Annotated in this window: 20 protein-coding genes; 5 read left to right on the plus strand and 15 right to left on the minus strand. The window is 47.6% G+C overall.

All coding sequences use genetic code 11. The features are described 5' to 3' along the window. Positions 1-3: 3 nt before the first annotated feature. The 5 genes from parC to AAV35_RS06685 form a co-directional block, all read right to left on the minus strand. A complete protein-coding gene (parC, locus tag AAV35_RS06665; protein ID WP_008587695.1) occupies positions 4-2,439 on the minus strand; it encodes a DNA topoisomerase IV subunit A in 2,436 nt (811 codons plus the stop codon). A gap of 15 nt (positions 2,440-2,454) precedes the next feature. Continuing rightward, a complete protein-coding gene (parE, locus tag AAV35_RS06670; protein ID WP_008587697.1) occupies positions 2,455-4,410 on the minus strand; it encodes a DNA topoisomerase IV subunit B in 1,956 nt (651 codons plus the stop codon). Between the two features lie 172 nt (positions 4,411-4,582). After that, positions 4,583-4,996 carry a CoA-binding protein gene (locus AAV35_RS06675; protein ID WP_008587699.1) on the minus strand — a complete coding sequence of 138 codons (414 nt, stop codon included), beginning with the start codon at positions 4,994-4,996 and terminating at the stop codon, positions 4,583-4,585. Positions 4,997-5,007: 11 nt separating this feature from the next. Next, positions 5,008-6,534, minus strand: a complete 1,527-nt coding sequence (locus tag AAV35_RS06680) for an ABC transporter permease/substrate-binding protein (RefSeq protein ID WP_008587701.1) — start codon at positions 6,532-6,534, stop codon at positions 5,008-5,010. Further along, a complete protein-coding gene (locus tag AAV35_RS06685; protein ID WP_008587703.1) occupies positions 6,531-7,559 on the minus strand; it encodes an ABC transporter ATP-binding protein in 1,029 nt (342 codons plus the stop codon). Before AAV35_RS06685 ends, AAV35_RS06680 begins: the two co-directional genes overlap by 4 nt. 188 nt (positions 7,560-7,747) lie before the next feature. On the opposite strand from AAV35_RS06685, the gene plsY reads away from it, so the two are divergent. From plsY to AAV35_RS06705, 4 genes are all read left to right on the plus strand, one after another. Further along, a complete protein-coding gene (gene plsY / locus AAV35_RS06690) occupies positions 7,748-8,329 on the plus strand; it encodes a glycerol-3-phosphate 1-O-acyltransferase PlsY (RefSeq protein WP_008587706.1) in 582 nt (193 codons plus the stop codon). Between the two features lie 87 nt (positions 8,330-8,416). Further along, entirely contained in the window at positions 8,417-9,349 is a 933-nt protein-coding gene (folE2, locus tag AAV35_RS06695) for a GTP cyclohydrolase FolE2 (RefSeq protein ID WP_008587709.1), read from the plus strand. Continuing rightward, positions 9,349-9,579: a membrane protein insertion efficiency factor YidD gene (gene yidD, locus AAV35_RS06700; RefSeq protein ID WP_008587711.1), complete on the plus strand. Its 231-nt coding sequence runs from the start codon at positions 9,349-9,351 to the stop codon at positions 9,577-9,579. The genes folE2 and yidD overlap by 1 nt, the downstream gene beginning before the upstream one ends. Before the next feature lie 4 nt (positions 9,580-9,583). Next, positions 9,584-9,871, plus strand: coding sequence for a HesB/YadR/YfhF family protein (locus AAV35_RS06705; RefSeq protein ID WP_008587713.1), 288 nt, complete (start codon positions 9,584-9,586; stop codon positions 9,869-9,871). A gap of 23 nt (positions 9,872-9,894) precedes the next feature. Here the strand turns inward: AAV35_RS06705 and AAV35_RS06710 are convergent, their stop codons facing one another. The 5 genes from AAV35_RS06710 to acnA all read right to left on the minus strand — a co-directional run bounded on the left by AAV35_RS06710 (position 9,895) and on the right by acnA (position 16,441). Then, positions 9,895-10,218, minus strand: a complete 324-nt coding sequence (locus AAV35_RS06710; RefSeq protein ID WP_008587716.1) for a hypothetical protein — start codon at positions 10,216-10,218, stop codon at positions 9,895-9,897. After that, on the minus strand, positions 10,218-10,640 hold the full coding sequence (locus AAV35_RS06715) for an acyl-CoA thioesterase (protein WP_008587717.1): 423 nt from the start codon (positions 10,638-10,640) through the stop codon (positions 10,218-10,220). Before AAV35_RS06715 ends, AAV35_RS06710 begins: the two co-directional genes overlap by 1 nt. Before the next feature lies 1 nt (position 10,641). Then, positions 10,642-12,888, minus strand: coding sequence for an AAA family ATPase (locus AAV35_RS06720; RefSeq protein WP_008587719.1), 2,247 nt, complete (start codon positions 12,886-12,888; stop codon positions 10,642-10,644). A gap of 109 nt (positions 12,889-12,997) precedes the next feature. Beyond that, the gene (locus AAV35_RS06725; protein ID WP_008587721.1) at positions 12,998-13,588 is read right to left on the minus strand and encodes a TlpA family protein disulfide reductase; all 591 of its coding nucleotides are present in this window, start codon (positions 13,586-13,588) and stop codon (positions 12,998-13,000) included. Positions 13,589-13,732: 144 nt separating this feature from the next. Beyond that, complete coding sequence (gene acnA, locus AAV35_RS06730) at positions 13,733-16,441, minus strand: aconitate hydratase AcnA (protein WP_008587723.1); 2,709 nt, start codon at positions 16,439-16,441, stop codon at positions 13,733-13,735. A gap of 205 nt (positions 16,442-16,646) precedes the next feature. Here acnA and AAV35_RS06735 point away from each other — a divergent pair, with 205 nt between their 5' ends. Continuing rightward, positions 16,647-17,075 carry a DUF2621 family protein gene (locus AAV35_RS06735; RefSeq protein ID WP_040609069.1) on the plus strand — a complete coding sequence of 143 codons (429 nt, stop codon included), beginning with the start codon at positions 16,647-16,649 and terminating at the stop codon, positions 17,073-17,075. Positions 17,076-17,090: 15 nt separating this feature from the next. Here AAV35_RS06735 and AAV35_RS06740 read toward each other — a convergent pair whose 3' ends face one another. The 5 genes from AAV35_RS06740 to AAV35_RS06760 all read right to left on the minus strand — a co-directional run bounded on the left by AAV35_RS06740 (position 17,091) and on the right by AAV35_RS06760 (position 20,095). After that, on the minus strand, positions 17,091-17,579 hold the full coding sequence (locus tag AAV35_RS06740) for a CcdC family protein (RefSeq protein WP_008587728.1): 489 nt from the start codon (positions 17,577-17,579) through the stop codon (positions 17,091-17,093). 11 nt (positions 17,580-17,590) lie between these two features. Further along, positions 17,591-18,037, minus strand: a complete 447-nt coding sequence (locus tag AAV35_RS06745; RefSeq protein ID WP_008587730.1) for a Na(+)/H(+) antiporter subunit B — start codon at positions 18,035-18,037, stop codon at positions 17,591-17,593. A 138-nt stretch (positions 18,038-18,175) separates the two neighbouring features. Beyond that, on the minus strand, positions 18,176-18,586 hold the full coding sequence (locus AAV35_RS06750; RefSeq protein ID WP_008587733.1) for a hypothetical protein: 411 nt from the start codon (positions 18,584-18,586) through the stop codon (positions 18,176-18,178). A 224-nt stretch (positions 18,587-18,810) separates the two neighbouring features. Beyond that, entirely contained in the window at positions 18,811-19,611 is an 801-nt protein-coding gene (locus AAV35_RS06755) for an alpha/beta fold hydrolase (protein WP_008587734.1), read from the minus strand. A 256-nt stretch (positions 19,612-19,867) separates the two neighbouring features. Further along, entirely contained in the window at positions 19,868-20,095 is a 228-nt protein-coding gene (locus AAV35_RS06760) for a YneF family protein (RefSeq protein WP_008587736.1), read from the minus strand. Between the last annotated feature and the right edge of the window lie 69 nt (positions 20,096-20,164).

Raw genomic sequence — 20,164 nt, forward strand, 5'->3', positions numbered from 1 at the left:
TTATTATTCCAGCGGACTTTCATAGCCCACTTTTCTCCAGGCCCCCGTCACATTCCCGTTCTGTTCGGTGTCTATAACGAATGTTCCGTTGCTGTAGCTGTCCTTCGAACGGTACTGCTTCGGTTGGACCTCAATCGCTTCTTTGTCAGTGACGATACGGATATGACTCTCTTTATCAACGACGAGCATTTGTATGAGTGTATGAGGGTTTTTCTTCAGAGCCCGGAATACGACGTTTCCTTTTTTCGCTCTCGTCGTCGATTCAAATTCCCTGAGATCCATCCGTTTCACCGCACCTCTATGAGATACGACGAGAACAGTTCTTTGAGCTTCCGGGTCGAATACTTCCCCGGAGACAATGACTTCCTCCGTTTTTAACTGCATGCCTTTAACACCCGCAGCCCGGGCTCCCACGATATTGATTTCATTTTCCGGAAAACGGAGGCAGTAACCTTTGTTGGAGGCCAGCATAATATCTTTACGGCCGTCGGTGCGGTGAACAGCTACGACTTCATCATCTGCTTTCGTATTTATACCTACGAGAGGTTTGGAGTAGCGCTGTGCCTGATAATCTTTCAGCAGCGACCTTTTCACCATCCCATTTTTAGTGACGAATGTCAGGTAGTCATCCGTTTCGAAATTTCGTACAGGGATAGCTTCTATGATTTTTTCACCGGCTTCGACCGGTACCAGGTTCGTTACGTGCTGACCCAGTTCCTTCCATTTTATGTCCGGTAACCGGTGCACAGGGAGATAAAGATACTTCCCTCTATTTGTAAACAGTAATAAAGTATCCGTCGTATTGAGTTCCATGAGGCTTAAAAGATAATCTCCTTCTTTCAGAGGCGGAGATTCTTCCTGTGAAGCTCCGTAGGAACGGAGACTCGTCCGTTTGACGTAGCCGTCTCTCGTAACAGAAGTCAGTATGTCTTCACTCGGAACCATGACTTCCAGGTCCACCTTCAGCTCCTGAACCTGCTCTTCGATGACCGTCATTCTGTCATCTTTATAGGTTTTCTTTATGGAGCGGAGATCTTTCTTAATTTCTTTCAGCAACAGTTTCTCATCCGAAAGAATACTCTCAAGGTTTCTGATCGTCTCTTCCAGCTCTTCTGCTTCTTCCTGAAGGGCTGTGATGTCCGTGTTCGTCAAGCGGTAAAGCTGAAGATTGACGATAGCTTCCGCCTGAGCCTCGGAAAACGTATAGGCAGACTTCAGTTTTTCTTTGGCATCGCTTTTATCACTGGAGGAGCGGATCGTACTGATCACTTCATCCAGGATCGAAATAGCTTTAATGAGTCCCTGGACGATGTGCGCACGATTTCTCGCTTTTTTCAGGTCGTGCATCGCCTGGTTCCTTACAATGTTTTTCTGATGACTGATATAGGCATCGAGAATCATCGGAAGAGACATAAGTTTCGGTTTCTGATCGGAGATAGCTACCATATTAAAGTTATAGGATACCTGAAGATCCGTGTGTTTATATAAGTAGTTGAGTATCCCTTCACTGTTCGACTCTTTCTTCAGTTCGATCACAATTCTCAGACCCGTACGGTCCGTCTCGTCGCGGACTTCTGCGATCCCTTCCACTTTCCGGTCGATGCGAAGCTCATCCATCCGTTTCACAAGTGTGGATTTATTCACATCATAAGGAAGTTCATCAATGACGATCTGTTCCTTACCGCCTTTGATCTGCTGGATTTCCGCTTTTCCGCGGACGATGATTTTTCCTTTCCCGTTTTCATAAGCTTCTTTGATGCCCTGAGCACCCTGGACGATGCCTCCGGTAGGGAAGTCAGGCCCCGGTAATTTAGTCATCAGTTTATCTACTGAAGCCTCGGGATTATCGATCCTCATAATAACGGCCTCGATTACTTCCCCAAGCCGGTGAGGAGGGATGTCGGTGGCATATCCGGCCGAGATTCCGGTAGAACCGTTAACGAGAAGGTTCGGGAACCTTGCGGGCAATACGGTAGGTTCTTCTATCGTGTCATCGAAGTTAGGGATATGTTCCACCGTATCTTTCTGGATATCACGCAGAAGTTCCGTGGATATCCCGGAGAGCCTTGCTTCTGTATACCTCATGGCTGCAGGCGGATCGCCGTCAATACTTCCGTTATTCCCGTGCATCTCCACGAGCGGATAGCGGACTTTCCACGTCTGACTTAGTCTTACCATGGCTTCGTATACCGAAGAATCCCCGTGCGGGTGGTAATTACCGATTACCGTACCGACAGTTTTTGCAGATTTCCTGTACGGTTTGTCGGCCGTGTTTTTTTCCTGCTGCATGGCATAAAGAATACGGCGTTGTACGGGTTTGAGCCCGTCCCTGACATCAGGCAGGGCCCGTTCCTGGATAATGTACTTGCTGTAGCGGCCGAATCTGTCTCCCAGTACTTCCTCAAGTGGCAGATCCAAAAGTCTTTCTGTTTCAGACATGAGAACTTCCTCCTGTTAGTCGTGCAATTTTTCATTTTCTAAAATATTTTCGCCTTCATCAAGACCGAAAGTAACGTGCGATTCAATCCATTTCCGGCGTGGAGGCACTTTGTCCCCCATCAGAGTTGTCACCCGTTTTTCGGCGGTTGCGATATCATCAATCGTTACGCGAATCAGCGTCCGGGAAGACGGATCCATCGTAGTCTCCCACAACTGATCGGCGTTCATTTCCCCGAGTCCTTTGTAACGCTGGATGGTATAGCCATTCTTAAATTGTTTCAGTACTTCTTCAAGACCGTCTTCATCCCATACATACTCCTCTTTCGCTTTCTTACCTTTCCCTTTGGAAATCTTATAAAGCGGAGGCAGTGCAATGAATACCTTACCTTCCTCAATGAGCGGTTTCATATACCGGTAAAAGAAAGTGAGCAGCAGTACCTGGATGTGAGCGCCATCTGTATCTGCGTCCGTCATGATGATTACTTTATCATAATTACAATCCTCAATGTCGAAATCGTTCCCGACGCCTGCGCCGATCGTGTGCACAATCGTTGATATCTCTTCGTTTTTAAATATATCATCAATCTTCGCTTTTTCCGTATTAATGACCTTACCTCGAAGCGGGAGGACGGCCTGGAACCGGCGGTCCCTCCCCTGTTTGGCAGACCCGCCTGCCGAGTCCCCCTCGACCAGGTACAGTTCATTCTTATTGGGATTACGTGATTGGGCCGGTGTAAGTTTACCACTTAGGAGGGAGTCCTTTTTCTTACGCTTTTTCCCACTGCGGGCATCTTCTCTGGCTTTTCTTGCCGCCTCGCGAGCAGCCTTGGCTTTGATGGCTTTTTTTACAAGCATAGCAGCCGTCTCCGGGTTCTCCTCGAGAAAGTAAGCAAGGCGCTCAGCAATGACGTTATCTATAGCCGAACGGGCTTCCGGTGTGCCGAGTTTGCTTTTAGTCTGACCTTCAAACTGAAGCAGATCTTCCGGTATACGTACGGAGATGATGCACGTAAATCCTTCGCGTATATCGTTCCCTTCCAGATTTTTATCTTTCTCTTTCAGCAGTTGTGTCCGACGGGCATAGTCGTTAAAAACGCGAGTAATGGCCGTTTTTGCTCCGGATTCATGCGTTCCGCCGTCTTTTGTCCGTACGTTGTTGACGAAGGACAATATGTTCTCCGTGTACCCGTCGTTGAACTGAAAAGCGGTGTCCACTTCGATGGACGTATGTTTCCCTTCGAAGGAAATAACCGGGTGGAGCGTCTCTTTCTCTTCGTTTAAGTAGGCTACAAAAGATTCGATTCCATCTTCATAGTAGAATACTTCTTCCTGTTTTTCATCTCCACGTTCGTCTACCAGTTTGATCTCCAGTCCTTTCAGAAGGAAAGCGGCTTCTCTTAAGCGTTCCATCAGCGTCTCGGTGTGAAAGTTGATCGTGGAAAAGATGGACGTATCCGGTTTAAAGGAAATAGTGGTTCCCATTTTCTTCGTATTACCTATCTCCTCAAGCGTGGTGACCGGCAGCCCGCCGTTCTCGAAACGCTGCCTGAAATGGGTACCTTCTCTGAATATATCGACGACAAGCCATTCCGAGAGCGCATTTACAACACTGGCCCCGACGCCGTGCAGACCGCCGCTGGACTGGTAACCTCCCTGACCGAATTTACCGCCAGCATGCAGTACGGTCATTATAACTTCAGGGGTAGGTTTGCCGGTCTGATGAGTCCCGGTAGGCATACCTCTCCCTTTATCACTTACAGAAACGCTATTATCTTTCCGGATCGTAACTGTAATAGTTTCTCCATATCCGGCTAAAGCTTCATCTACCGAATTATCGACAATTTCAAAGACAAGATGGTGAAGCCCCCGGTGATCCGTAGATCCAATATACATCCCCGGGCGTTTCCTTACAGCTTCCAGTCCCTCCAGCACCTGTATGGAACTGTCCGTATAAGTTTGTTTCGACTTCATTTAAATCGTCTCCTTCCGTTCCAATATCACCTTACTATCTATATTAGAACAAACGTTCGTGTTTGTAAATTCAAACTTATTCACTCGTATCATTGTAGCTTTTTTTTTCGTATAAAAAAAGTTATTTATGGACAAACAAGAAAAACCCCCTTGTGAAAAAGGGGGTCCGTTGCTATAGAAGGGTTGCATGAGCGACTTTGATGCAGGAATCCATGATGACTTCCTGCTTACTGTCTTTCAGTTCTTCGTACGCTTCCGGGTGGAAGACTCCCTGCTGAGCCCAGAAAGCTTCGGCATCTATCGCTTTTGCCTCTCTGGCCACTTCCGGGAGAAACTCGGAACGCCGGAATACGTTGATGATATCGATCTTCTCTTCAATATCCTGAAGAGAAGAAACTGCTTTTTTTCCTAAAACTTCCGTCACTTTCGGGTTTACGGGGATGATTTTGTACCCCGCTTTCTGCATCGCCTCACTGATCTGAAAAGAAGTCCTGGCGGGATTGTCAGAAAGGCCCACTACAGCAATAGTCGATGAATTTTTCAAGATTTCTGCGGTCGCCTGTGGACCGGGATTGGTAAAACTCATTGAAATTCCTCCTATTTATCGAGCAGCCCTTCTTCTACAAGATAGTCTCTTGCGACTTCCGAAGGAGCTCTGTCTTTTACATCCACTTCATAGTTCATTTCCCGCATTTGATCTTCGGTAATCTTCCCGCCCAGCTTATTCAGTACGTCCTCCAGCTCCGGATACTTCTCGAGCGTTTCCTGTCTCATGAGCGGAGCGCCCTGATACGGAGGGAACAGATTTTTCGGATCATCGAGAGTCGTCAGATTAAGTTCGACCATATAGCTGTCTGTCGCATACGCATCGATAATATCCACTTCTCCGTTTTTAATCGCTCCCTGGCGCAGACCGGGGTCCATCGTTTTCACTTCGCCGAATTCCAGATTATACAACTCTTTCATCCCCTGATATCCGTCTTCCCTGTCATTGAATTCAAGAGTGAAGCCGGCCGTTACTTCGTCATCTATCGGAGCAAGATCACCGATGGTTTCAAGATTATTTTCCTGTGCATATTCTTTCGTCGTAGCCACAGTGTAAGTGTTGTTATACTTCATCGGTTCCAGGTAAGCCATATCGTACTCTTCGGCCATGCCCTGTTTGGCCTGCTGGTATACCTCTTTCGATTCGTAACTGTCCGGCTGACGATCGAGAAGGGATACGAGTGCTGTTCCGGTAAATTCCGGATAAATGTCGATACTTCCTTCCTGCAGGGCACTGAAGACAAGATCTGTTTTTCCGAGGTTCGGTTCAAGACCTACTTCAAGATCCGTCTCTTCTTCGATAAGCAGTTCATACATATTGATAAGGATTGTCGGTTCAGCGTTCAGTTTGGCACCGATGGTAATATCGTTCCCTGCTTTTCCGGTGAAAATGATCGGAGCAACGACGATCAGCAAAGCTACAATGATAAGGATAAACAAGGATTTCATCCCGGTTTTAGCAGAAGTTCTCTCAAAGAACCGCAGAACGACATCGAGAAGAATCGCAAGAAGAGCCGCAGGAATAGCCCCGAGAAGAATAAGGTTGATGTCTCCTCCACGGTCAAGTCCGAGAAGAATCAGATCCCCCAGCCCCCCGGCTCCTATTAATGCAGCGATAGTGGTTGTTCCGACAATCAGTACCATAGAGGTACGGATGCCGGCCATAATGACCGGCATAGCCAGAGGAAGCTCAACTTTCGAGAGACGCTTGAAAGAGTTCATCCCCATTCCGGTAGCGGCCTCCAGTAAAGAATTGTCGACTTCGCTGACTCCGGTATATGTGTTCCTCAATATCGGCAGAAGACCGTATGCAATCAACGCGATGATCGCAGGTGTCTGTCCGATACCGAAAAAAGGAATAAGAAATGCCAGAACGGCCAGACTCGGAATTGTCTGAAGGATCGCCGTCACCTGGATGATCGGTTCGGCCGTTCTTTTATATCTGGTTAGTATCAGCCCGAGCGGGACGGCTATCAACGTTGCTATTATTAAAGATATAATGGAAATCTGCAGGTGTTCCCACAGTTTGATCCAGAATTCATCCTGACGCTGCTGGAAGATATCAATAAATTCATTCATTGCTGTACGACACTCCCTTCACGTTCAGCGGATGCTTTTAAGTAATGCACGATATGCTCGTACGTAATGTACCCGAGAAATTTGTTATTTTTCGTTACCGGGAGTGTTTCTTCAGGAGTCGATTCCAGCGTTTCTACAGCTTCTTTTAACGTAGTGCTGTTGCCGAGAACCGGCACTTCCACTTCTCTTCCTTCTTTTTCGGTGTATTTATACTGTCCTTCTTCATCTGTCACAAAAGTCATGCCCGCAGGAGTTGTCGCCTCTTTCTTCATTACGACGTCCACGGCAGTCTGCCAGGGACTCTTTCTCTCGCCGATGAAATTCTTCACAAAGTCATTGGCCGGGTGCAGGATGAGTTCCTGAGGGGTGTCCACCTGTACAATCTCGCCTTCTTTCATCAGGCAAACACGGTCTCCCAGTGCAAGGGCTTCATCCATATCGTGCGTAACGAACACTATCGTCTTTTTAATTTCTTTCTGGAGCGTTTGGATATCTTTCTGAAGCTGTTCTCTACTGATCGGATCAAGAGCACTGAAAGGTTCATCCATCAAAATAATGTCGGGGTCAGCAGCGAGTGCACGCACTACTCCTACTCGCTGCTGTTCACCACCCGAGAGTTCCGAAGGTTTTCTCTTCCTGTATTTCTTCGCATCCAGTCCTACCATGTTCATAAGTTCGTCTATTCTCGAGGAAATATTCTCCTTTTTCCACTTTTTCATCTCAGGTACAATAGCTATATTTTCTTCCACGCTCATATGAGGAAATAAAGCTATCTGCTGCAGAACGTAGCCGATGTTCCATCTCAGTTCATGAATGGAATAATCTTTGACTCTCTTGTCGTTTATGTATATGTATCCATCTGTAGGTTCGATGAGTCGATTAATCATTTTCATCGTAGTGGTCTTTCCGCAGCCACTGGGACCTATTAACGTTACGAACTCCCCTTTATTCACCTGTAAATTAAAATTCTTTACTGCAGTAGTGCTGTCGGGGAAAGTTTTGCCGACATTTTCAAATCTGATCATATAATCCCTTCTTTCTGTAATTAAGAAGTAACTTTTTGCCTATTCCCTAATTATGTGGTTATAAACTTTCTTTTGTTAATATATTGGAGTTACTACTAAGTATAAAACTATGTACTTTATCCATTCTTTTTTTAATCGACACGTGATAAACTGAAACTATCATTTTTTTGTGAATGGAGGTCGTGCTTTTGGAATTTATCATATTTGCTGCTATTGCATACCTTCTGGGTTCTATCCCCACCGGTCTGCTTGTAGGTAAACTCTTTTACAATGTTGATATCAGGGAACATGGCAGCGGCAACCTGGGCGGCACTAATGCGTTCCGTGTGCTCGGTGTCAAACCAGGGCTATCCGTTACCGTCGCCGACATTCTGAAGGGAACCGTCGCAGCTGCCCTCCCCCTGTGGATGGGTACGGAACTTAACGGCGTAATCATCGGTATTTTTGCGGTGATCGGCCATATGTACCCCGTTTTCGCCAGATTCAAGGGCGGCAAAGCTGTTGCGACTTCCGGTGGAATCATTCTCGGAGTGAACCCGCTTCTGTTCGGCATTATGCTCCTCACTTTCTTTGTCACTCTGTATATAAGTAAGTACGTTTCGTTATCCTCCATGGTGACGGGTGTCGTCACCGTGGCCGTTACTATCATCCAGCAGGAGTTCTTACTGACGGCTGTCGTCTCTGTTCTTACAGCATTTGTCATTTATCGGCACCGTACGAACATCATACGCATCAAGAACAGGGAAGAGCCGAAAATAACGTGGATGTAACCGGCACGGGATAAGCATTTAGTTGTAAATTAAAATTTATATAAGGTATACTTCTTGATAGAAAAGTCGTTGAAAGGAGCCACGGTTATGAATAAAATAGAATCTCATATCACTGATACAATGCCTTCAAAAGATGAACGTCACAAATTATTCGGGTCTGTACCTCCCGGACCGAAAACCAAACCTGTGGAAAAGGATCAGATGGCTGATCTTCAGAATTCCAGACAGGATTTTCTTTTCGACCTGGATGTCGTCGGAATCAACAACGTAAAACATCCCATTACTATTGAAAGTTCGATGAAGCCGTCCACTCAGACCACCATAGGAACCTTCACCTTTTCTTCCTCGATTGCCAAAGGAAGCAAAGGAACGAACATGAGCCGCTTCACGGAACAGTTGACCAGTTATTACGAGCAGGGCTTTACAGTCACGATCGAATCGCTGAAGCAGTTTGCAGAAGAACTCGCAGGCCGGCTGAAGCGGGAAGATGCGTTTATAAAAGTCGAATTCCCGTGGTTCTTTGAAAGAGAAGGACCTTCTTCGGGTCTAGCCGGCATGAATCACGCGGATGCCTTCATTTCCGTAACATGGTCCAAAGCAGGCGGTTTCGATATTCAGACCGGGCTGACCGGTAAAATCACCACCCTTTGTCCCTGCAGCAAGGAAATCAGCGAATACAGTGCGCACAATCAGCGCGGAAATGTCTCGATGGCAGTAACGCTTACGGAAGATTTCAACGAAGATATGGTGGACTGGAAAGAAGTTCTGCTGGAGGCTGCCGAGAGCAACGCCAGTGCACGCATTCACCCCGTCCTGAAACGGCCGGATGAGAAGATGGTCACGGAGCAGGCTTACGAAAATCCGAGATTCGTCGAGGATATGGTCCGTCTTGTAGCTGCAGACCTGTACGAAACTCCGTTCATTCACGCTTTTGAGGTTTCGTGCCGTAACGAGGAATCGATTCATCTGCACGATGCTCTCGCCTCCCTCCGCTTCGACAAACGTACGGATGAGCGCTGATGCTGAGGAACGCCATGATAGGACTGATCCGCTTCTACCGGAAAGGCATCAGTCCCTTCACTCCTCCGACGTGCCGCTTCTACCCGACCTGCTCGGAGTACGGTCTCGTCGCTTTTCAGAGACACGGGTTCGTAAAAGGGATGTACCTCACCTTGAAAAGAGTACTGAAGTGTCATCCCCTGCACCCGGGCGGTGTGGACGTCGTACCCGAAATAAAAGAAAAGGAGTGATTATGTGAATATCACTGTATCGGAAGAAGCCGCGCAATGGTACAAAGAAGAACTGGATTTGACAGAGGGGGACGCTATCCAGTTCTTCGTAAGATACGGGGGATCCGGAGGACTTCAGCCCGGATTATCCCTCGGTATGAAAATAGAAACCCCCTACGAACCGGTCGTCGAAACGAATGTCGAAGGGATCCTGTTCTTCGTTGAAAAGGCGGACGAATGGTACTTCGATACCTATTCCCTTAAAATTACTTATGACGAGAGCCTGGAAGAAGCCGCTATCGGCTACGAATGAAGACAGTCAAAAAGCAGCCGCGCCTAAAGGTAGCGGCTGCTTTTTTGATGCAGACGGAATCTTTCAATATGATCATTTCTGTTCTCGGCCTTAAGAATGGTGAACTGATGTCTTCCGAAAAGATCGTAATGGGGGAACCCTTCCTTACGGTCGATCCACTCTTTTTTCAATCCGTACTGTTGCCCCCACTCCGCCAGCTTTTCTATGTCGCTGCATCCGACTTTTGTCACCGTGTCACACCCCGGAAATCTGTCATCCAGCCAGTAGTGGGTCAGGATAGCTATATTCCCGGCACGGACGTCCCGCTTCCATTTCCTCAGTTCTTCCTTACCGATGCCGAAAGCCATCAGTGCTGCCCCGCTGCTTCTTTGTACACGGCGTGCCAGGCGGGAAAGGCTTTCCGCAGGGAAGTCGGGCGGAAATCCTCTTTTCTTACAATGACGTGATCGGAGGTGCCGGTTACAGCTACCGTTCCATCCTCATGGACCACTTCGTAGGCATACGTCGTTTTGACTCCCGTGTATGCCTGGATCCACGTCTTCACAGCTACTTTATCCCCGTACCGGACCGGAGTCCGGAACGAAACCTGTACATCCGTAACCGGGGATACCACCCCTGCATCTTCCATATCTTTATAATCGAAACCGAAACTTTCTATTAAAGAAGTCCGACCGATTTCGAACCATACGAGATAATTGGCGTGATAGACGACGCCCATCATATCCGTCTCCTGGTATCTTACCTGTATATCTTTCACATCTAATTTCACTCTAAATCTCCTTTCTTACGGCTTTCCATGCTTCCTCAATATCTTCCCGGGAAAGAACCGGGTCTTTGTATTCCCCTTTATGGTGCCAGGCATGGTACTGAACGGCTTCATCCATCAGGTTTCCGATGAACCTTCCGTTTCCCTGCACCTTCGTTTCCAGCAGCTGCACTTCCAGGTACTCCCGGGCCGCGGGGGACAGAGAATAGTTATATGCCCCTGCAAGCGTGACCATCATTTCCAGCAGCTCTCCGGCCGAATAATCCGGGAAACGGAAAAATTTCTTGAATCTGGAAGCGAGTCCCGGATTACTGTCTATCAGGTCTCTCATCTCCCTCTCGTACCCGGCCAGAATGACTACGAGATTCTCGTTGTGCCTCGTCATTTCATCCACCAGTGTTTCCACTGCCTCTTTTCCGAAATCGTCTCTCCCTCCGCTCTGAAGGGCGTAGGCTTCATCAATGAATAAAACCCCTCCGAGGGCTTCTCTTATTTTCTTCTTCGTCTTGATAGCCGTCTGGCCCACATACCCCGCCACAAGATCACTGCGGGAGGCTACTACGACGTGTCCTCTTTTCAGAAGCCCGCATTCTTTCAGTATCGTCGCATACACTTCGGCCACCGTCGTTTTTCCGGTGCCCGGGTTTCCGCTGAATACCGAATGCAGCTGAATGGGAACAATAGGGTCCCCTTCTCTCTTCCGCTGCTGCTGCATCTGTACGAAGGAAGATAGCTTTTCCACCTCGCGTTTCACCGTATCAAGACCGATCAGGGAATGGAGACGTTCCACCCCGGAAATGGCGTCGTCTGCAGAATCTTTATCCCAGTGCAGATCATCTTCCGTAATACGCATGTGATGGAACCAGTCGTCATGAGGTTGTATGACTTCCCGGGAACCCTTGTAAAATATCGTTTTCATGACGATGTTCCGCACGCTTCTCGCGTTCCCGAACGATTCGTCCACCTGTTCCTTCTCAATCAGCGTACCGAGTCGTCTCCGCGCCTCTTTCGTAAAGAAAAAGTCATTGTTCAGCGCGATATATTCTCCGATATCCTCCAGTTCACCGATAGAGTAATCCGGCAGATCGAGGCGGTTCTGCTCCGGTATCCGGCTTCTGAGGCCGGGATTCGCCCACAGAAACTGGCGCATTTCTTCCGGGTACCCCGCCAGTATAAGAGCGAAAGTACCGCCGTGTTCGGTGCTGGTGAGAGCGGAAACGAGCGTATCAATCACTGCCTGTCCGTAATCGTTTCCTCCCTGACCTTCGCGTTTCAGGCTGTACGCTTCATCAATGAATAATATTCCGCCCCGCGCTTCTTTTATATAGTTCATCGTATTTTCCTCACTCTGCCCCATGTAGGACCCGACCAGGTGGGAGCGGTTCACTTCCACCACTTTGCCCGTCGACAAAAGGCCGAGTTCCGTATATATTTCAGCCAGGAGACGTGCGAGAGTCGTTTTACCGGTCCCAGGGTTCCCTGTCATAATCATGTGCAGCGACGGTTCGTCAGGCATACGAAAACCGAACGATTTTCTTTCCTGTTCATACCTCAGAAAGTGATAAAACTGATGGATGTACGTTTTCACGTCACGAAGACCTATCATCTCCTCCAGTTTATCTAGAGCATGACGCCTCTCCTTCCGGGAAAAGGAAGGAGGAAGATAATCCTCCAGTTCCTCTCTCTCATCGTCCAGTTCCCGCACCGCGGAATTGATATCACTCACCGGCATTTTGATACGTTTGGATTCCCTCGTCTCCAGGGCGTAATCGATCGTCTCCTTCGTCTTCAGAAGATATTCGTACAGCCGCTGGTACGTCCGCCATCTGGAACCGGCGTCCACGACTGTCTGATTGACGTAGTTATCATCAAACAGATGCAGCAGAAGACTCAGTTCTTCCTGAATATCAGATATTTTTTTGACTTTCTGGGTAATGTGATCCGTTTCATGCAGCACGGGAATCCGGCCGGATACGTCTTTCATATAATAAATAAGGCGAAGGACATGCTGCAGTTCCTCCGTCTCCCTGATGAGCTTCAGGGAAGGGTCAAGCATTTTCGCTGTTTCCAGTATGTAGGGAGTAAGAGTATCGCCCTCCGGCACTCTTTTCATTCTGTAATAAACTAAAGCGACCTGGAGCAGGGCCCTTTCTCTGTCCTCCCGCTCCTCTTCCTGCAGCAGACGCAGCACCTCCGTTTCCTTCCACGGCGGCGTCGTGTAGAGAGAGGTCCAGGTTTCGAGCTTATCCATCGTTTCACTTCCTTCCTGTCCCCAGTTTACCACAGCTTTAAGCCTTTAAAAAAAGACTGCTACAGGCAGCAGCCTTTGAACACTTACCAGGAGCGCGGGAAACCGGAGATTATTCAAGTTCTTTCATTTTTTCGATCATGTACTCGTACGTCATAGGTCCGAATTTGCGGGAATGGATCGTCCCGTCGCTGTTGATGAAATAGGACGCCGGTACAGAGAACGTCTGGTACTTTTCGGAAAGCTGGTCGTCACTGTCCAGTACCGTTTCAAAAGTGAAGTTTTCTTTGTCTACAAAGTTTTTCGCATTTTCCGGTGAGTCTTCGGTGGAAGTTGCGTTTACGGCTAGAACCGTGACGTCCTCGCCGTACTTTTCATGAAACTTCTGCATCTCCGGCATTTCTTCCTTGCAGGGCGGACACCACGTCGCCCATATATTTAAAATGACCGGTTTTCCTTTGTAGGCATTAATATCCGTTTTTTCCCCTTTGAGCGTCTCGACAGGCATGTTCGGTGCCTCATCACCGATTTCAATCCCTTGGTGTGCTCCCTCGGGCACGATGGACGTCCCTTCCTGCGATGTATTACCCGAAACATCGTATTCCCCGCCTGTCGACTCTTCCTCTCCCGTCAACTCGAACACGCTGTACAGCAGCAGTGCCAGAATCAGGGAAAAAATAGCCATAGTACCGATTTTTTTCATATCCGAGGAATCTCCTTTTTTCATTTCTTCTTTAAGAAGTGTATCACAGAACCCCCTATCTCAGGTATCCCCGGCACCTGAATGTCATAATAATGACAAAAGAGGCATGCACACGGGGGTGCATGCCTCTTTCCTGTACATTATTTATTTTTTCAGCTTGTTACGAAGAACCATCTGAAGGATTCCTCCGTGACGGTAGTAATCGATTTCCACATCGCTGTCAAAGCGGGCAATAACTTCAAATTCTTTCTTATTGCCGTCTTCGTCCGTAGCAGTGACTTTAACGAGATCGTGCGGCTTCACGTCTTCGCCGATTTCCACGTCGATCGTCTCCCGTCCTGTCAGTCCGAGGGACTCGATAGTTTCGCCCTCCTGGAACTGGAGCGGAAGTACGCCCATCATAACAAGGTTGGAACGGTGGATACGTTCAAAGCTCTGAGCGATGACCGTTTCGATACCGAGCAGATCGGTACCTTTGGCAGCCCAGTCACGTGAACTTCCCATACCGTAGTCATCACCGGCGATAACAGCAAGCGGCGTATTATCTTCTTTATATTTCATAGCGGCCGTATAGATCGGCATAACTTCTTCCGTAGGCCAGTATGTCGTATAACCGCCTTCTGTACCCTGAGCCAGCTGGTTACGGATACGGATGTTTGCAAACGTACCGCGCATCATCACTTCGTGGTTTCCGCGACGGGATCCGTAGGAGTTGAAGTTTCGCGGCGACACGCCTTTCTCCTGCAGATACTCACCTGCCGGCATGCTGCTGGCGATGGCGCCTGCCGGGGAAATGTGGTCGGTAGTGACCGAATCTCCGAATTTACCGATAACGCGCATGCCGTTCAATGGTTTGACCGGGTTGAAATCTTTGGACAACCCTTCGAAAAACGGCGGGTTCTGGATGTACGTGGAGTCTTCGTCCCAGTCGTACAGCGGCTCATCCGTTGTTTCGATTTCGTTCCATTTTTCGTTGGAATTGAACACGTTTTCGTATTCCTTACGGAAGATCTCAGGCGTTACGACGCTTGAAATCTGTTCTTTGATTTCTTCCTGGGAAGGCCAGATATCATCGAAGTAAATATCATTCCCCTGCTGATCTTTGCCGATCGGTTCATTCTTCAGATCGATGTCGACCGTGCCGGCAAGGGCGTAAGCCACAACAAGAGGTGGTGAAGCCAGATAGTTGGCCTTCACGAGCGGGTGAATCCGTCCTTCAAAGTTACGGTTACCGCTCAATACGGAAGAAACTGTCAGATCTTCATCTGCAATCGCCTGTTCGATTTCAGGAAGCAATGGACCGGAGTTACCGATACATGTCGTACAACCGTAACCGACCAGGTTGAATCCGAGCTGGTTCAGGTAGTTCATAAGACCCGAATCTTCCAGATAGCGCGTTACCACCTTGGAGCCGGGAGCGAGTGATGTCTTCACATATTCCGGTACTTCGAGACCTTTATCCACAGCTTTTTTAGCTACGAGCCCGGCACCAAGCATAACGTGCGGGTTAGAGGTGTTTGTACAGGAAGTGATGGCAGCAATCGCCAGAGCTCCCGTCTTCATCTCCGCTGTCTCGCCATTAGTGAATTCAACTGTCGCTTTTTTGTTGAACTCGGATTTATCAAGACCGAAACCCTGGTTTCCTTCCGGAGCCGTGATGGAGTTATTGAACGACTCTTTCATTTCGGAAAGCGGGATCAGATCCTGCGGACGTTTCGGTCCCGACAGGTTCGGTTCCAGTTCTTCCAGGTTGATTTCGATCAGCTGAGTGAATTCCGGATCTTCGAGAGAAGGATCGTACCACAGATTGTTCTCTTTACAATATTTTTCGACGAGATCGATCTGTTCTTCCGTTCTTCCCGTAAGTCTCATATAGTCGAGAGACTCTCCGTCTACCGGGAAGAAACCACACGTCGCCCCGTATTCAGGAGCCATGTTGGAAATCGTGGCACGGTCCGCCAGCGGCATTTCCTGAAGACCGGGACCGAAGAATTCGACGAACTTACCGACGACGTTCGCTTCGCGGAGACGCTGCGTCACTTTAAGTGCAAGGTCTGTCGCGGTCGTCCCCTGAGGGAAGCTTCCCTGCAGTTTCACACCGATCACTTCCGGTGCCGGGAAATAGGACGGCTGTCCAAGCATCCCTGCTTCCGCTTCAATTCCGCCAACACCCCAGCCGAGTACGCCAAGACCGTTGATCATAGTCGTGTGGGAATCGGTACCGACGAGTGTATCCGGGTATGTATCCACACTTCCGTCAGCGTTCTCTGTAGCATGAACGACGTTAGCGATGTACTCCAGGTTCACCTGGTGCACGATTCCTGTAGCAGGCGGAACGGCACGATAGTTATCGAACGCTTTCTGTGCCCAGTGAAGGAACTCATAACGCTCCTGGTTCCGTTCGAATTCAAGTTCCATGTTCGCCTGAAGCGCTGTACTTGTACCATACTGATCCACCTGAACAGAGTGGTCGATGACGAGATCGACAGGTACTTCCGGATTGATCTCCTCCGGCTTACCACCCATGTCTACCATTGCTTTACGTAGGCTTGCAAGGTCCACAACGGCTGGAACACCTGTGAAGTCCTGAAGGATGACACGTGACGGCTTGAAAGGAACATCTTCCTGTTTGCTGTCACTCTGGCCCCATTTAGCGAGACTTTCTACGTGTTCATCCGCTATTACCCGTCCATCGTGCTGACGAAGGAGTGATTCAAGTAAAATACGGATGGAAAAAGGCAGGCGCGAAATCTTTCCGATTCCTGCATCTTCCAGTGATTTCAGATCATAATAATTGTACGTTTTGCCATTTGATTCAAACTGCTTTTTAGCATTGAATGGATGGTCTGCCATATCTCATATCCCCCTTATCATTCTTGCTGTGAAAGTATTACTTGTTCCTTCACATACTTATAATACTATAATTCGCCATTTACATTGTAAATGAAAACGATTTTAAAGTAAATTCATTATAGTACTTTTTATTAAAGGGAAATTCGTTGTTTTTCCTCCGGTCACCTTTTATAATAAAGGTAATTATCAAAGAATAGGTGATGACATGTCTTTAGGTTTTTCGCTATTTATCGTAGGTTGGGTCGTCATTATGGTGGTGCTTATGGGCATCGGAGGTTTCTTCATGTTCCGTAAATTCCTTAAAAGCATGCCGAAAGAAGACGGGAACTCCACCATCGACTGGGAAGAATACTATATTGAACAAACGAGGCACATGTGGAGTGAAGACCAGAAACACTTTCTGGAAGAACTGACCTCCCCCGTACCCGAACTGTTCCGCAGCGTTGCTCAGCAGCGGATTGCAGGCGAAATCGGCAGGATCGCCCTTAAAAGGAAGCTTCGGCACATGACTCAGGATACGATTATCGAAGGGTACATTTTGGCTACTCCCAAACGTGACCACAAGTTTCTCGTGAAGAAACTGAACGAAAAAGAAATCGATATAGATCCGTACAGGGACTACCTGGAAATATAGAAGAAGCACCGCTTTTTATAGCGGTGCTTTTGTCGTTTCCAGACTTTTTTGTATGCGGAGATATTTATAAAGCATAGCAATACGCCAGGATACGATCATTCCGAAAGCAAGAACGAAAAACATCCCGCTCGTCTCCCCGAAAGAAATCGTCTGTCCGATGATCAGCTTAAATACCACCCGGAATGCGAGCAGACCGAACAGAACTCCTATGAAAAGCCTGGACGGTTTAAGATAGATTTCCCCTCCACGTGTTTCAAAACGGGAGGTAAGTATGAGAAAAACCGAAAATACCACTCCGACGCTGAGGGCCTCCAGTACCTGGGACAGACTGATCCGGAAGACCGGAAACAGAAACATCAGCGCCCCCGAGCTCATAAACAATGGAGGGAGCACGATCTTTTTAATACTTGCAGGTCTTTCCGCGACTTTCTTCCGTACGAATATCATCGTTACTGCCATAAAAGTACCGACTATCGTAGAAGCTATTAATAAAAACGTATTCATCGAATAACCCCTTACTCCGAGAGTTCTTCTTTGTGATCCTCAGCGATCGACAAGATGATTGTCATCGTAATCCCGATAACAGTGAGATAAACCCCAAGATCAAACAGCAGTGCCGTGGCCAACTCGGTACGTCCGAGCACGGGAAGCTGAAAGTAGGCGAATGTCTGACTGAGAAACGGTTCATTGAATAAAAACGACCCCATGCCTGTCGCAAGTGCGATCAGCAGTCCCAGTTTAAACAGAAAACGGAAATTGATCGGCAGGGAGCTCTTCATTGCCTCCTGTCCGTAAGCCATATTCATCAGTACGATGGCAGCGGACGTCATAAGACCGCCGATAAACCCTCCCCCGGGAGCATTGTGCCCGGCAAAAAATAAATATATCGAGAATCCTAGCAGAATAAAAGCGATGATGGAAGTCATCGTTTTCAATATCAAATCATTACTGTTAATTTTCATCGCAAAAAAATCCCCCTGTGATCTTTCAATTACATAGCTGAATACATTCTATCAAAAATTATCATAAAAGACGAACGACATCGTTAGTAATTGTTTTTTTAACATTTCGGAGTTGCTACTAAGTTTCAAGTTAGAATGTTAACGCTTCGTATCTTTGATCACTTTTTCCCTGTTTTTGAGATATCTGTACTGTTCGCTTGGTGTTTTACCACGTAAGTTCTCATCATTGGAGGCTTCCGCGATCAGTTCACTGCAAATCATCTGGTTCGGATCGTTCCATGATTTTCCGTATTTAATGCCGTACCAGAAAAACAGTCTGAGATCGTAGCGTTTTTCGATGTGTTTCAGAGCTTTACGCGGGTCTCCTTCCACTTCGAGTATTTCGTAATCTTTCAAATCAAAGTGCCTTATCCGGACGCCTCCCGGAAAACGGGAATCGATAATGTGGTAATCCCCCACTTTAATAGCGTTATGACTCCACTTTCCTTTCGTGAAATACTGAATCAGTCGGGACAAAGGAGATGTGTTGCGCGAGAAATACAGTTCCATCCGGATTCCTCCTTTACGTAGTTTCCGAAAACGTCAACAATGTCATTGGAGATGCAGGCATCATCCCGCTTCAGTTTGAAACTTTATAGGTGTATCATACCACACCCTTTATTTGAAAAGCAGAGATACCTTCTTCATTTTTTATCACTATCCTCCAGTTTAACGGAGACCATAAAACAGGCAGGCCCCCGGCCGGGGCCCTGCCTGTTTTATCCACCGGGCATTTAGACGAATGCTTTTATTTCTGCTGAAAATTTATCAGGCACCTCCTGAGGAACCCAAGGAGCGGCGTCATCTAACCTGATAAGTTTGCAGTCGGGAAGATCTCTTTCAAGCTGTTCCCCGGTCTCCACAGGCTGCCACGGGTCCTCCGTTCCCCAGAGCAGGAGCACAGGGGGTTCAATCTTTGGAAGTTTATAAGTGAGGGCTGTAGTATGGTTCGTATTTAATGCAGCTGCATTGCGTACGAGGCTCAGTTTGCCCTGCTCCTGCACGTAAGGAGAAATGATCCCCTGAAGGAATGTATCAGTAAGCTGTTCTTCGTTAGAAAACATATCTTCGTACGCTTTCGTAAGAAATCCTTCGATTTCTATTAAGGATTTATTTTTTTTCGAAGGATGTCCCATCATAAGCATGTCTTCGATCGGCCAGGAGTCATAGGCGACGATGTTGAAAAACACCATCTTATCTATACGTTCCGGTGCCTCCAGGGACAGAATCAGTCCTACGCCGCCGGCTATATCATGGCCTGCGATACTCGCCTTATCAATTCCCAGGTCATCCATCAGTCTGAGCACCATTTTTGCCTGAACACGGATAGAACGGTCAAAACGGTCCCGCTGATCCGACCATCCGTATCCCAGTAAATCAGGTGCTATGACACGATAGTCCTGTTTCAGCCGGGGTATGACCTCCCTGTATAAGTAGGACCAGGTCGGGATGCCATGTAATAAAATAATCGGAGTTCCTGTTCCTTCATCTGTATAATTGATTTTCACCGGCTCCTCCACGATATCGTCAAGCATAACCGACTTCTGATTCCGTCTGAAAGCATCTCCACTGATTTCCTGTTCCTCTTCCCTGATAATACCTCTCCTTCCATTTGGTTTTCCGGCAATTCCGGAACGGCTTCCTTTCTGCCGCTTCTTTCCCCTATTCCCGCCGGAGAAGCCGTTTAAATGTAATTTATACTACATGTTAACGTATTCCCGTAAAGCACAAAAAAACCTGCCCGCCATACCGGATAGCCGGCAGGACGGGCAGGGGAAGATGGAGAGGCGCTTACTTGTCCATCTGGTTATTCATCTGTTTCATCATCTGATTGATCTTCTTCTGTGAAGGTTTCTGACCCATTTGCATCATCAGTGTCCGCAGCATCTGTTCATTGATTGGAGGGTTTTTCTTCAAATAATTCATCATATATTTTCTGGCGATGAAAAAGCCTAAAGCCGCTCCTGCTATTAACGCGACTAATGCAATCAGAATAATCCATATAATTCCTAATTCCATAATAAGTTTCCCCTTTCATAATATATCCCATAACAGTATAGTAAATTGAAACGGGGATTACAATAGACG

Source organism: Salimicrobium jeotgali (assembly GCF_001685435.2).
Lineage (GTDB): Bacteria > Bacillota > Bacilli > Bacillales > Halobacillaceae > Salimicrobium > Salimicrobium album.

Coding starts and splice junctions, on each gene's coding strand:
- parC (WP_008587695.1), bottom strand. CDS start 2,439: ATGTCTGAAACAGAAAGACTTTTGGATCTGCCACTTGAGGAAGTACTG.
- parE (WP_008587697.1), bottom strand. CDS start 4,410: ATGAAGTCGAAACAAACTTATACGGACAGTTCCATACAGGTGCTGGAG.
- AAV35_RS06675 (WP_008587699.1), bottom strand. CDS start 4,996: ATGAGTTTTACCAATCCCGGTCCACAGGCGACCGCAGAAATCTTGAAA.
- AAV35_RS06680 (WP_008587701.1), bottom strand. CDS start 6,534: ATGAATGAATTTATTGATATCTTCCAGCAGCGTCAGGATGAATTCTGG.
- AAV35_RS06685 (WP_008587703.1), bottom strand. CDS start 7,559: ATGATCAGATTTGAAAATGTCGGCAAAACTTTCCCCGACAGCACTACT.
- folE2 (WP_008587709.1), top strand. CDS start 8,417: ATGAATAAAATAGAATCTCATATCACTGATACAATGCCTTCAAAAGAT.
- yidD (WP_008587711.1), top strand. CDS start 9,349: ATGCTGAGGAACGCCATGATAGGACTGATCCGCTTCTACCGGAAAGGC.
- AAV35_RS06710 (WP_008587716.1), bottom strand. CDS start 10,218: ATGGCTTTCGGCATCGGTAAGGAAGAACTGAGGAAATGGAAGCGGGAC.
- AAV35_RS06720 (WP_008587719.1), bottom strand. CDS start 12,888: ATGGATAAGCTCGAAACCTGGACCTCTCTCTACACGACGCCGCCGTGG.
- AAV35_RS06725 (WP_008587721.1), bottom strand. CDS start 13,588: ATGAAAAAAATCGGTACTATGGCTATTTTTTCCCTGATTCTGGCACTG.
- acnA (WP_008587723.1), bottom strand. CDS start 16,441: ATGGCAGACCATCCATTCAATGCTAAAAAGCAGTTTGAATCAAATGGC.
- AAV35_RS06735 (WP_040609069.1), top strand. CDS start 16,647: ATGTCTTTAGGTTTTTCGCTATTTATCGTAGGTTGGGTCGTCATTATG.
- AAV35_RS06740 (WP_008587728.1), bottom strand. CDS start 17,579: ATGAATACGTTTTTATTAATAGCTTCTACGATAGTCGGTACTTTTATG.
- AAV35_RS06745 (WP_008587730.1), bottom strand. CDS start 18,037: ATGAAAATTAACAGTAATGATTTGATATTGAAAACGATGACTTCCATC.
- AAV35_RS06750 (WP_008587733.1), bottom strand. CDS start 18,586: ATGGAACTGTATTTCTCGCGCAACACATCTCCTTTGTCCCGACTGATT.
- AAV35_RS06755 (WP_008587734.1), bottom strand. CDS start 19,611: ATGCTTGACGATATCGTGGAGGAGCCGGTGAAAATCAATTATACAGAT.
- AAV35_RS06760 (WP_008587736.1), bottom strand. CDS start 20,095: ATGGAATTAGGAATTATATGGATTATTCTGATTGCATTAGTCGCGTTA.